A 13,675-nucleotide genomic window follows, 5' to 3' on the forward strand; every position below is an offset into this window, starting at 1 on the left:
GATTAAGTTTAGTCGACAATCTCATGGATAAGTTTCAAAAATGAAAATATCCGCAGAGTTCATTACGCTTTTGTCTGTATCACTCAAGGGTATTGACGAGTAAATTAACAATATCCGTGGTTATTGAAGTTAATGAATATGAAAATTGCACTGTTTATTCCTTGTTTGGTTAATCAAATGATGCCTGATGTGGCGATTGCAACTTTGTCGTTGCTGGAAAAATTAGGTCACCAAGTGATATTTCCACAAGGTCAAACCTGCTGTGGTCAACCTATGACAAACTCTGGCTGTTTTAATGAAGCCCGCAATACTACGCTCAAATTATTAAATGCGTTTAAAGGCGTAGAATGTGATGCCATCGTTTGCCCTGCAGCGTCTTGTTTAGTGGCCGCCAAAGAAAATTTTCATGAATTTGATCAAAGCCAAGAAGCGCTAGATGTGATTAATAAATTGTATGAACTTACGGAATTCTTACACGACATAGCGCCAATCTCAGGGTTTAAAAATAAATTTGAACACACTATCAGCCTACAAATGAGTTGTCATGGCTTGCGTATGCTGAGTTTAGCCACCCCGAGTGAGTCTATGGGACCACAGTTCAATAAAGTTGAAGCTGTGCTACAAAGTATTCCAGGTATCAAGATAGTATATCCCGCGCCGCGCGATGAATGTTGTGGATTCGGCGGTACCTTTGCCGTTGATGAAGGCGCCGTATCTGCCAAAATGGGCAAAGATAAAGCCCACGCTCATGCCGCCACGCATGCTCAATATGTGGTCGGTTTTGACCCTTCATGTTTACTGCATCTTGATGGCATGATCCGCAGACAGCTGCTGCCGATTCAAACCCGCCATATTGCTCAAATCATTGATGCGGCTTTATAAGGAGACTTTACATGTATCAATCTAAAAGTCATGCCGACAATGCCACTATTTTCTGCCGTGATGAGAATCGTGTCGATTGGCACTCTAAAGCCTTGTGGAATTTACGTGAAAAACGTGACAGAGCCGCGGCAAGCGTGCCTGAATGGGAACAGCTTCGCCAACTCGGCTCAGAAATTAAATTACATACATTGAGCCACCTTGGCGACTATCTTTGCCAGTTTGAGCAAAAATGTATTGAAAATGGCATTCAAGTTCACTGGGCTACAGATGCCAGTGAACACAATCAAATTGCATTAGATATTTTATCTACACATTCGGTTAAGAAGTTAGTGAAATCTAAGTCGATGTTGACTGAAGAATGTCATTTGAATCCTTTTCTCGAAAAGCATGGCATTGAAGTAATCGATACTGATTTAGGTGAGCGAATTATTCAACTAAACCATCAACCCCCTTCGCATATTGTGGTGCCTGCCATCCATATGAAAAAAGAAGAAGTGGGTGAATTGTTTCATCAAAAGCTTAATACTCCAAAAGGCGAATCTGATCCTACTCGCCTGACCCGAGCTGCGCGTAAACACTTACGCGATCAGTTTTTAAGTGCCGATGCTGCCATGACCGGCGTGAACATGGCCATCGCCGATTTAGGTGCAGTTGTGGTATGTACCAATGAAGGAAATGCCGATATGGGAGTGAATCTCCCCAAACTGCAAATTCACTCCATGGGCATAGACAAAATAGTACCAGATGTTGACAGTGCCATGGTGCTACTGCGTATGTTAGCCAGAAATGCCATTGGCCAACCCATTACCACTTACTCGTCTTTCTATCGCGGCAGTAAAGTCAACGGCGAAATGCACATTATCATTGTCGATAATGGTCGTACTGACATCATGCAAGATAAAATCCTTGCCGAGTCGTTAAAATGTATTCGTTGTGGTGGTTGTTTGAACACATGTCCGGTTTATCGTCGCTCCGGTGGCTTCAGCTATAACTACACCATTCCAGGTCCGATAGGTATTGCCGTTGGAGCACAGCATGATGACAGCAACACGATCCCCTGGGCCTGCACACTTTGTGGCAGCTGCAGTTATGTTTGCCCGACAAAAGTCCCACTGGATAAAATCATTGCTCACCACCGTCGTTTAAAAGCGCAACAGGGAAAACTGCCATTTGGTAAGAAATACTATATGCCTGCGGTGGGAAAATTAATGAGCTCACCAACTTTATTAAACTGTGCAATGGCAAGTGCGCGATTGGCATTAAACGTCATTCCTCACCGTCTTATCAAACCTTTATCAGGCGCTTGGGGGCAGTATCGAGAGTTGCCCGTTTCGCCAACATCCAGCTTTGATACTTGGTATAAACAACACAGAGCATCAAACAAGGGGCAAAATAATGTCTCATAATACGGCAAGCAAACATGCTATTTTGGCTGCTTTAGGTCAGTCTTCTATTAACCAGTTAAATCAAAAACCTGATTTATCAAGTTTAAAAAGTACCAGCATTTTACCATCCGAATTGATTAATCGATTTGAAAAAGGCCTGACATCAGTCACAGGTGAATTAATTTACCCTGACAATGGTAATAGCATCGACTTGCTAAAAGACAATGTAGCAAAGCTGATACACCAAGGGATGCAAGTGATATCATTAGTGGACGGCATCAAAGGCAATCAACTGATGACAACGCACCCCCATGAACTTAAACACATTGACTACGCAATTATGCCAGCAAGGTTTGCGGTGGCGGAAAATGGCGCGATTTGGGTAGACAGTGAACAATTAAATGGCTTAAACGCCAAGACTCACAGAGTACTGCCTTTTATTTGCGAGAATCTTGTTCTGGTTCTGAATAAAGACAATATTGTTGCCACCATGCATGATGCGCCAGCAAAAATGCGATTACATGTCGGTGACTTTGGGACATTTATTGCGGGTCCGAGTAAAACTGCCGATATTGAACAAGCCTTAGTCGTCGGTGCCCATGGAGCGTTTAGTTTGAAGGTATATTTGATTTAAGCCTAAAGTCATACAGCAGCAGTTCGCAATGGATGACCCCAAACTCGTTTGGTCATTAATCCATTGCGAAAATAGCTTCTCCACGACTGAGCATAAATTCGATAAATAGTTGAACTTTTCGAGGCTGCTGTTTGCGTTGATGATACAACAAACAAATTCGTCGGCTTTCTCCCTGCCATTGTGGTAACACCCTAATCAAATCACCTTGGTGTAATTGCTGTTTCACAAATAATGATGGCCCATACATTATCCCGCCATCATCAACACAGGCCTTAATTGCCCCGTGTAAATCCGCTAAGGTTATTTTGGCCTCACCTTGGTAATAATATTCTTGGCCGCCATGTTTTAATGTCCAATTAAATAATGGCCACACCTTAATTAAGCGGTGCTGATGCAGTTGGCTGGGATGAATGATTGCATCAGATTGTTGAAGATACTTGGTTGAAGCATATAAGCCATAATTTAATACCCCCAAAGATTGAGACACCCAAGACGAATCAGGCTGGGCACCGCCAACAATCGCCACATCAACCCCTTCATCAATTAAATCTACCGTTTGATTATTTTGGCTAATATGCAGATTAATATCAGGATATAACTTTGAAAAGTCATTCAAGGTCTGCATCAATATCATCGAGGTAATTGAAATCGGCGTAGCAATTCTTAAGGTACCACTGGGTGTAGAAACCCTGTGCTGGTTCAAATCATCAAACTGGTTAATCAGCTGATAATATCGTTCAAATAACTCGGCCCCCTCTTCAGTTAAACGCAGCTTACGGGTACTGCGCATGATCAACTGAGTATTTAAACTGGCTTCGAGTTTGGCAATTTTGCGACTGACCGTTGCCACAGGCATATTTTGTAACTGACTAACCTGTGAAAAGCCGCCGGCACTGACCAAATGGACAAATAAATAGATCAGTTGTAAATCACTAGGGCAATCTGGGTTCATTAGCTTTCATCGAAAAATATTTAATGAGTGACTATATCATTTTGCATTATAGCCAGTACACCGTTGGCGTAAAGACACAATAATTAAGGCCTTATATTCATCATAGAAGGCCTTAATTAACAGAATTACAATGAATTGACTATCTTTGTGTCGCTTATAGCCACTGCAGCTTATTCGTAAAATATGGTATGAATTAGACTTTAAAATGTGCCACCAATTTAGCAAGCTTTTCAGATCCTTGCTCAATTTGGTTGCTACTTTGATTAATGTCCTGATTGTATTCTCTGTTTTCAACTGACATGTCATTAATTCGAGTAATATTCATATTTAACTCGGCAATAACCGAACTTTGCTCTTCTGTTGCCGCAGCAATTTGAATATTCATTTGTGAAATCTGTTCAATTGAATTTTTAATCACATCCAGCGCGCCAACAACTTGGCCAGTTTCTGAAACCGTTTCATTAGATTTAATTTTAGCTCTTTCAACTGAAGCATTAACACTGTCAATAGCGTGACGAATGGCATCGATAATGCCGTTAATTTCTCGGGTTGAATCTTGCGTTCTGCTTGCCAGGGTTCGGACTTCATCTGCAACAACAGCAAACCCACGCCCGGCTTCACCCGCTCTAGCAGCCTCAATCGCAGCATTGAGCGCCAACAAATTAGTTTGCTCTGCTATACTGACAATCACATCTAAAATTTGACCAATTTTACTGGAACTAATTTGCAGCCCTTTAGCCACTTCCTCTGTTTGTATAAGCTCACTTGAAAGCTCATTAATTTTCCCCATGGCGTTATCAACCACTTTAGCGGTTTTGTCCGCTTCAGCATCTGCAGCATGCGCACTTTGTGCTGCAAGTTGTGCATTAGAAGCCACTTCTGAGGCCGTCATTGACATTTCATTGATAGCGGTTGCTACGTTCTCGGTTTCCATTTGTACATTGGTTGAAACCTGATTGGCTTTTTCAGCAATTTCAGACATTCCACCCGCTAACTCGGTACTGTGTTGAATTGACTGTCCAACTGATGCAATCACATTCTGAATTTTGGAAGTAAACATATTAAAGTGAGTAGCAATCTCTTTTAACTCATCTCCGCCTTCTTCTGATAATCGCAGAGTGAGATCACCTTCACCTTTCGCCACATTTTCAAACGCAACTATGGTAGCGCGCATTGGCACAGACACACTCTGAATAATAATATAAAGAAAAATAAGTACTGGTAACCAAACTAAAGCCAGCAACAAGATGTAACTGTATATAAATTCTCGTTCTTGGGCGTGAATGTCATCAACATAAATACCGGTTCCGACAATCCAATTCCATGGGGTAAATTTTTTCACCACCGACATTTTCGGACTTGGATTTTCCTGATTAGGCTTATTCCACATGTAATCAACTCTGGCTGAATCCTGAGTTTGTGTTCTATCAATCATCAATTGGAACAACTTAATTCCGTCAGGATCTTTCATTCCTAGCACACTGGTATTAACCAGTTTTTTAGCAAATGCATGTTGAATCATCATGCCTTGGGTATTAATCGTAAAATAGTATTCTTGCCCAGCGTAGCGTAAATGATCTAGCGCGGCGAGAGCCGACATTTGTGCCTGTTCTTCTGTTAACTCACCTTGCTCACTGCGCTGGTAATATTGGTCTACAACAGCGACGGCAGAATCAACTAAAGCATGTAATTTGGCCTCTTTTTCGGCAATTAATACATTATCAATACGGTTAAGTGCAAATAAGAACATCAAAATGGTGGCTAGGATACTGAGTACCAGCATTCCAAGTAATCGTTTCGAAATGCTCATTTTTCGCAGTTGAAGGTTTATTGCGTTCATATAACCACCTGACAGTATTTAAAATAAACTATTTTTACATCTTAAAAAGTTGTGACACTCTAGATACTATAATGCCAAAATTAAACTCACCTTTAGTCGGATGTGATGTTTTTTATACTTATCATTAGCTATCTAAATTTGGGCCAATAATTGCGTTTTGTCAAATTTAAGCGACCATAAATCAGTAAGTTAGTTAACCCTAAAGTAGTAACACTAGCTCATATGAAAACGTCTTCATCTGTCGTTATCATCACATGTAAACTAAAATCAATTAAGGATTTTTCATGCACAGAACCAACATCCTCATTACAGGGGCAAGCTCCGGACTTGGGCTTGGAATGGCGAAACAATTTGCCCTTAAAAATCATAATCTGGCTTTATGTGCACGTCGAATAGAATTACTAACTTTACTAAAAGATGAACTTGTATCAATCAATCCAAATATTAAAGTGCATATTTATCAGCTGGATGTAAATGACCATGCGGCAGTGTTTGCTGTCTTCAAGCAATGCCAAAAAGATATGGGAACCATTGATAGAATTATTGTCAACGCAGGCATGGGCAAAGGCGCTTCTATTGGAACAGGGTTTTTCAAAGCGAACTTAGCCACAGCTCAAACCAATTTTATTGCTGCAATTGCTCAGTGCGAAGCGGCGATGGAAATATTTAGACAACAAAATATTGGCCATTTAGTAACGATATCGTCAATCAGTGCCGTTAGAGGATTTAGGCGAGCAATGACTGTTTATGCCGCAACCAAAGCGGGCCTAACCTCGCTTGCAGAAGGGATCAGAATTGATGTGATGCACACGCCAATCAAAGTGACCTGCGTTCACCCAGGTTTTATTCGAACTGAGATAAACGAAAAAGTGAAAACTGTACCCTTTAGAGTAGATTTAGAAACAGGCTGTAAAGCTATTGTTAAGGCTATCGACAAAGAAAAAGCTAACGTATATGTGCCTGGCTATCCTTGGGCTTTTTTGCATTGGATAATTCGTATTGCCCCTTCAAGCCTGATCAGAAAAATGAGTTAACGACTATCTTTGATGATGCAATAATCGCAAAAAGCCAAACATTTCTGTTTGGCTTTTGTGGGATTAATTCGCTTATTTAAGACATTATCAATTTGAAGGAAACATAAGCTAAATCTAAGCGGCTACAACCTGCTTGGCCTTGCGTAATGGATGCAAGCGATTATGCATCACTTTAATGGTATCAAATTGATTAAGTGTCTTGGTGTCTGATAAAGCACAAGACTTAGATAGAAGCATCACAGTAGCAGCTTGAAGGCTGTCTTCAACCACTAAAACTAACACTCCTACACCATTACAATTAAGTTGAAACAATTTACCCGTACTGCAAAACACACATTCATCACTGGCACTGAAAAACCAAGACTTTGGCATTTGTGGCTTAAGGAGGAAATGAGCAGCTGTGGCATTGAGTGCAGTTTGAACGACACCTGCATCAGAAATATGTAAGACCTTAGGTAAAATTTCAAGCATGCGAATATAATATTTAGCGTGTTCAACACTAAATTCTGTCATTCCTAGCGCATCCGGAATAAGTAGCTTTGTCTTATATGGGGTTAAGAACTCCATCTCGGAACCTAACGATATACTTAGCTGCTGATATCTTGTGTTAAATTCCCAATGCCAGTCCTTATTTGGCATTAATAACATGATGCAATTTCACCTAAAAATTGAATACTTTTTGATAATAGATGATATTTCGTTCAATATCAAAATTATTTTAAAAATTTTTATCGATATTTCATCATGTTAGAATCAACTGCGATCGCACTGATGCGATCGCGGCATGATTTTTTATCACTTAGCTGACAAATCAGTCGTTATTTTGAACGATATGCAGAAACGATCTCTGAGACTAATTTTGGTCCTTGATAGATAAAGCCGCTGTATATCTGTACTAGCGTTGATCCTGCTGCAAATTTGTCATTTGCATCTTGTGCAGAATTGATCCCACCAACACCAATGATCGGGATCTGACCATTCAAATATCCAGCTAAGGTCTTGATCACTTGAGTAGAAAGATCAGTTAAAGGCTTACCACTCAACCCACCCATTTCATCAGCATGTTCAAGTCCAGCTACCGCATCACGGCTTAAAGTGGTATTGGTCGCAATCACACCATCAAATTGATTTTTAATCAGTGAATCGGCAATCGATTTAATTTCTTCATCAGTTAAATCAGGGGCAATTTTCAATGCAACAGGCACATAGTTACCATGCTTTGCGGCTAATTCTGTTTGCTTGGCTTTAATCGAGCCCAACAAATCATCCAGTAATTCACCATACTGTAAGGTACGTAAACCAGGTGTGTTAGGTGATGAAATGTTGACGGTAATATATGCACTGTATTGATAAACCTTATCCATACAAATCAAGTAATCATCTTTACCCTGCTCTACGGGAGTATCTTTATTCTTGCCAATATTGACACCCACTAAAATATCAGATTTTTTTGCCATCAAATTACGTACTAAATTATCAACACCCTTATTGTTGAACCCCATACGATTGATTATGCCTTGTGCAGGCTTTAAACGAAATAATCTTGGTTGGTCATTGCCAGGCTGTGGACGAGGTGTCACTGTACCGACTTCAACATGACCAAACCCCATTGCATGAAAAGCATCAATAGACTCGCCGTCTTTATCTAATCCTGCCGCTAAACCTACGGGGTTTGGAAAGGTAATCCCCATACATTCTACCGGTACTTGAGCAACATTTTGACGATAAAAACAATTAAGCGGCGTATTGCCGGTCATTTTCAAACTGCCAATAGCGACGTTATGAGCCAGCTCAGGGTCAATCTGAAACATGACTTTTTGTGCGAGTTTATAAAACATGTTTTCTCCTTGGCCTAAAAAAAGCCCCGGCAATCGCCAGGGCTAGTTCATATTATAAAGAATTACTTCTGACCTTCGCAATGCAAAATCAGCAAGTTAAGTTCACGTAAGGCGACTGAGAACTTAGCAAATTCATGAGTTTGAGACACTTTAAAGTCAGCTAACATGTGATACCAGCGCTGGAGTAAGGTTTTGTTACTCTTAATCCATTCATTGATCACAGTGTCTGCATCACAGGTATCACTACATGTACGCAGTACCGCAGAACTTAAAGCACGTTGTTGCCAATCCAATTCTTCACGGAAAGCTGCACGGGCTAGTGCTTGCCAATGGTTAGCGACAGGTTGAGCACTAATTTGCTCTAAGAACCAATGTAGCTCAACTTTAGCACCTAATTTAAAGTAAGTTTCAGAGACTAAATCTACTGATTTATTCTCAATTTCAGCAATTTGAGCAATGTCTAACGCCGAGAATAATGTACTCATTTTAGCAACAATTTTAGCCACTGCCATAGGTACATTTTCTTTGGTTAAAGAACTAATCTCTGCAGAAATAGCTTTAACTTCAGCATCAATCATATATTGATCAACGTTATCTTTTAGCTTTTCAAAAACAGGCTTAAAGAATTCAACCGTCTGTTCAATGTTATGAGTACGGTTGCGATGACGAATAAACCAACGACAAGCACGACGCATATTACGGCGTAATTGATGTAGCATTTCGCCTTGAACAATAGCAGGAATAACACCGTTCAAATCAGTTATTGATTTAGTTAACTCATCTAAACCAAATACTTCGCGAGCCATAGTGTAACAAATGGCGGCTTCAGCAACTGAGGCACCTGTCTCATCTTGCATACGTTGAACAAAATTAAAGCCCATGTCATTAACTAATTCATTAGCCAGTGAGGTTGCAATAATTTCACCACGCAGCGGATGGTTGACCATCTTATCAGCATATTTTGCTTGTAACTTTTTAGGGAAGTAAGCTACCAATAATTTACTTAAGAAACTGTCTTCAGTAATTTCTGGTGTCACTAACTGTTCTTTCAATACCATTTTAGCGTAAGCCACTAACACCGATAACTCAGGACGTGTTAATGCGCGGCCATTTACAAGACGTTCCGCTAAATCATCATCAGTTGGCAAGAATTCTAAAGCACGATCTAACTTGCCGTCTTTTTCGAGGTAATGAATAAAACGAATTTGTTCTTTTAACTGAGAAACACCATGCACTTGAGTGACCGAAATAGTGCGCGTTTGGTCTTTACAGTCTTGAAGTACAATTTCACTCACTTCATCAGTCATTTCTTCAAGAACACGGTTACGTTGTTTAACGGTTAACTCACCGGCAGCAACTAAAGTGTTTAAGAAAATCTTAATGTTTACTTCATTATCTGAACAGTCAACACCACCAACGTTATCAACGAAATCCGTATTCATACGACCGCCATTAGCAGCATATTCTATACGACCAAGTTGGGTACAACCTAAGTTACCACCCTCGCCAATAATTTTTGCACGAACTTCGCTACCGTTCACACGTAGTGCATCGTTGGCACGATCACCTACTTCAACATGCGATTCTTTACTTGATTTAACGTAAGTACCAATACCACCGTTCCATAATAGATCGACAGGCATTTTTAAGAGTTCTTTTAACAACTCAATCGGGTTCATGGTGTCTTTATCTGTCGACAACATGGCTTTGATTTCAGGTGTTAATTTTAACGACTTAGCTGAACGTAAGAAAATCCCACCGCCTTTAGATATTAACTTGGCGTTATAATCTTCCCAGCTTGAACGTGGTAATTCGAATAAACGCTTACGTTCAATGTAGCTTTCTGCAACATTTGGGTTTGGATCGATAAAGATATGCATGTGGTTGAATGCAGCAACTAGCTTAGTGTGTTCAGATAACAGCATGCCGTTTCCGAATACGTCACCCGCCATATCACCTATACCTAAACAGGTAAAATCTGTGGTTTGACAATCAACACCAATTTCGCGGAAATGACGTTTAACCGATTCCCAGCCACCTTTAGCAGTAATACCCATTTTCTTGTGGTCATAACCGTTACTACCACCAGAAGCGAACGCATCCCCTAACCAGAAATCATATTCAATGGCGATTGAGTTAGCGATATCAGAGAAGGTCGCAGTTCCTTTGTCCGCAGCAACCACTAGGTATGGATCATCTTCATCGTGACGAACAACATCAACAGGTGGCACAACTTCGCCATTTTTAATGTTGTCAGAAATGTCTAACAAACCACGAATGAATAAACGGTAACATTCTTGACCTTCGGTAAAGAATGCTTCACGTCCGCCCTCGGTCGGCAGCTGCTTACACACAAAGCCACCTTTTGCCCCTACTGGGACAATAACGGTGTTTTTAACTTGCTGTGCTTTCACTAAACCCAATACTTCGGTACGGAAATCTTCACGTCTATCAGACCAACGTAATCCACCACGAGCAACTTTACCGCCACGTAAATGAACACCTTCCACTCTTGGAGAGTAAACAAAGATCTCAAACTTAGGCAGTGGCTTTGGCATTTCCGGAATTAAATTCGGTGCGAATTTAAATGAGGTATAAGCCTTATGCTCACCTTTGGCGTCAGTTTGATAGAAGTTTGTCCGCAAAGTTGCGTTAATTAAGTCTAAATAACGGCGAATAATACGGTCATCATCAAGACTTGAAACATCATCAAGTAGCTTATTTACTTGCTCTAAAAACTTGCTTAAGGTGCGAGTTTTTAGTTTTGGATTAAACTTGCGAATAAACATTTTCACAAGTAAATCGGCAATTTTTGGATAACGACTGAAGGTTTCTTCAATGTAAGACTGGCTAAATGTTGCATCAATTTGACGCATATATTTAGCATAGGCACGTAAAATAGATACTTCACGACCATTTAATCCAGTTGAAAGTACCATACGGTTAAAGCCATCGTCTTCCAACTTTTTCTGCCATACAAGTGATAATGCAGTTTGGAAACGTTCTTGGCTATCAGCTAAGTTTTCAATTGCAGCGCCTTGGACTGTCATTAAGAAGTCAAGGATCCAGAAAGTACTACCGTCATTGGTTTTAACTTCGTAAGGACGTTCATTGATCACACGTAAACCAAAGTTTTCAAGCATTGGTAATACATCTGATAAATGAATTGGCTCATCTTTATGGAACAGTTTCAAACGTACTTTATTGTCATTCAACGCAGTTTCTTGCGGTTGATAGAACAACATTCCCAATTTATGTTCGTCGTCTAATGCCTCAAGGTGCTGAAGATCAACTACTGCAGAACTGGGTAATACATCATCTTTATAACTTTGAGGGAAGGCATTCGAGTAACGTTTAGTTAAACCTGTACCAGCTTGCTCACCTAGGGCATTGTTTAATGCCGAATGTAATTTATCATCCCATGAGCGAGCAGCTTCGATAAGATTGTGTTCAATAGCGGCCACATCTACATCCATATTATTGTTGTCGACTTTAATAATGTAATGCGTGCGAGCCAAAGTAGACTCAGAGAAATATGTTGTAAATTCAACATCTTCATTACTATTAAAGTGCTGGGCAAGAATTCTTTGCGTATCTTGACGGAACTTAGTGTTGTAGCGGTCTTTCGACACATACACTAAACACGATAAGAAACGGCCAAAACCATCTTTACGTACAAACAACTTCAACTTATCTCGGTCTTGCATCTGCAAAACGCCGTGAGCCATATGCGAAAGCTCTTCAACTTTTGCTTGAATTAGTTCATCACGAGGTAAATTTTCAAGGATGTTGAGTAACGCTTTATAATCGTGCGAACGTGGTGCTAGCGCAGAGCGGTCAAGTACTCGTTGTACCTTCTCGGCAAGCAATGGTATTTCACGTGGGCTACGGTTATACAGATTTGATGCATATAAACCGATGAAACGATCTTCACCAATCACATTGCCTTTCTTATCGAAACGCTTGATGCCGATATAATCAACATAAGCTGGGCGGTGAACGCGGCTTTTAGCAGAGCTTTTGGTCAGTACCAGTAAACTTGAATCTAATGCTTCTTTACGTGCACTGTCTGATAATGACGATAGCAATAACCCACGATCGCTTGATGCGTTTTTAGAGCGGCTCATTAGGCCTAGGCTAGTGTCTAAGTCTGGTACTAATTCGACGTCACCTTCAACACGTTTTAAGTCATAGTATCTATAACCTAACAGAGTGAAGTGATGGTTGTTCAAGTAAGTCAAATAGTTAACCGCTTCAGTTAACTCAGCTTTATCACCTGGAAAAGGTCGCTTAGGTAATTGCTGGATAGTGTCTGTTAATTTAGCAGACATTTTTTCCCAATCGACAACGGAAGCAACAACATCAGCAAGGACTGACTGAATTTCTTTTTCAATTGCTTTTATGTCAGCATCACTACTTTGCTTATCAATTTCAATCAAGAATACAGCGATATTGTCGCTATTTTTCGGTGCGTTATTAACAAAACTCACTTCTGTAACTGATTTATTATCACGCACAACCGCTAATGGTGTATGCAGCATCACGTGTGCTGTAATGCCCATTCTGTTTAATGCCATAGCCAAAGAGTCGACTAAGAACGGCATATCAGGTTGGATCACTTCAATCACACTGTGGCTTGATTGCCAACCGTGCTTTGATTGTGTCGGATTAAAAACTCGAATATGAGTGTCGCTAGGTGCTGTTTTGTTTAAAGCATTCCAAAGACTGACTACCGCTCCATATAAATCACTGTCATTTCGGACATTGAGGTCGTCACGTGACATATGGGTGTACAGGCATTGGGCAAACTGCTCAACTTGTTTTGCTTGTGAATTAGGGATTTTTGAATGAATCAAATTGACTACATTTTCTAGTAGTACAGAAGGCATTGCATCTTTAAAGGCCATGTTGCAGATTCCTTAAGCGTCTATGGCAGCGCTTTTATCATTTTATGGATGCTTCGGCTTGTTTGACTCAGTAATTTTGTTACTGAGATCTGCGGCAAAGTTTATTACTAAATTGCTGCTATATCGAGGAAAATTTTAGTGGTAGATCCTCTATATATCCAGTTTCAAGGGTGATATTTTGTTTAATATGCAATTTAACGCGC

9 protein-coding genes are annotated in these 13,675 nt (G+C 40.3%); 4 read left to right on the top strand and 5 right to left on the bottom strand.

What is annotated here, in order from left to right:
- Positions 1 to 138 precede the first annotated feature (138 nt).
- Genes IEY03_RS02970 through IEY03_RS02980 form a run of 3 tightly spaced genes read left to right on the top strand, consistent with a single transcriptional unit; the run spans position 139 to position 2,901 of the window.
- Entirely contained in the window at positions 139 to 882 is a 744-nt protein-coding gene (locus IEY03_RS02970) for a (Fe-S)-binding protein (RefSeq protein WP_188840031.1), read from the top strand.
- Between the two features lie 11 nt (positions 883 to 893).
- The gene (locus IEY03_RS02975) at positions 894 to 2,288 is read left to right on the top strand and encodes a lactate utilization protein B (protein ID WP_188839834.1); all 1,395 of its coding nucleotides are present in this window, start codon (positions 894 to 896) and stop codon (positions 2,286 to 2,288) included.
- On the top strand, positions 2,278 to 2,901 hold the full coding sequence (locus IEY03_RS02980) for a LutC/YkgG family protein (RefSeq protein WP_188839835.1): 624 nt from the start codon (positions 2,278 to 2,280) through the stop codon (positions 2,899 to 2,901). Before IEY03_RS02975 ends, IEY03_RS02980 begins: the two co-directional genes overlap by 11 nt.
- A gap of 55 nt (positions 2,902 to 2,956) precedes the next feature.
- Here the strand turns inward: IEY03_RS02980 and IEY03_RS02985 are convergent, their stop codons facing one another.
- Positions 2,957 to 3,853: a LysR family transcriptional regulator gene (locus IEY03_RS02985; protein WP_188839836.1), complete on the bottom strand. Its 897-nt coding sequence runs from the start codon at positions 3,851 to 3,853 to the stop codon at positions 2,957 to 2,959.
- 193 nt (positions 3,854 to 4,046) lie between these two features.
- On the bottom strand, positions 4,047 to 5,693 hold the full coding sequence (locus IEY03_RS02990) for a methyl-accepting chemotaxis protein (protein ID WP_188839837.1): 1,647 nt from the start codon (positions 5,691 to 5,693) through the stop codon (positions 4,047 to 4,049).
- A 284-nt stretch (positions 5,694 to 5,977) separates the two neighbouring features.
- Here IEY03_RS02990 and IEY03_RS02995 point away from each other — a divergent pair, with 284 nt between their 5' ends.
- Positions 5,978 to 6,727 (top strand): SDR family oxidoreductase, encoded by a 750-nt coding sequence (locus IEY03_RS02995; RefSeq protein WP_188839838.1) that lies wholly within the window; start codon positions 5,978 to 5,980, stop codon positions 6,725 to 6,727.
- Between the two features lie 114 nt (positions 6,728 to 6,841).
- Here the strand turns inward: IEY03_RS02995 and IEY03_RS03000 are convergent, their stop codons facing one another.
- The 3 genes from IEY03_RS03000 to IEY03_RS03010 form a co-directional block, all read right to left on the bottom strand.
- A complete protein-coding gene (locus tag IEY03_RS03000; RefSeq protein ID WP_188839839.1) occupies positions 6,842 to 7,375 on the bottom strand; it encodes a cell division protein ZapC in 534 nt (177 codons plus the stop codon).
- A gap of 170 nt (positions 7,376 to 7,545) precedes the next feature.
- Positions 7,546 to 8,565 carry a quinone-dependent dihydroorotate dehydrogenase gene (gene pyrD, locus IEY03_RS03005; protein WP_188839840.1) on the bottom strand — a complete coding sequence of 340 codons (1,020 nt, stop codon included), beginning with the start codon at positions 8,563 to 8,565 and terminating at the stop codon, positions 7,546 to 7,548.
- 62 nt (positions 8,566 to 8,627) lie between these two features.
- A complete protein-coding gene (locus IEY03_RS03010) occupies positions 8,628 to 13,472 on the bottom strand; it encodes an NAD-glutamate dehydrogenase (RefSeq protein WP_188839841.1) in 4,845 nt (1,614 codons plus the stop codon).
- Between the last annotated feature and the right edge of the window lie 203 nt (positions 13,473 to 13,675).

The organism is Shewanella aestuarii, from assembly GCF_014647215.1.
Lineage (GTDB): Bacteria > Pseudomonadota > Gammaproteobacteria > Enterobacterales > Shewanellaceae > Shewanella > Shewanella aestuarii.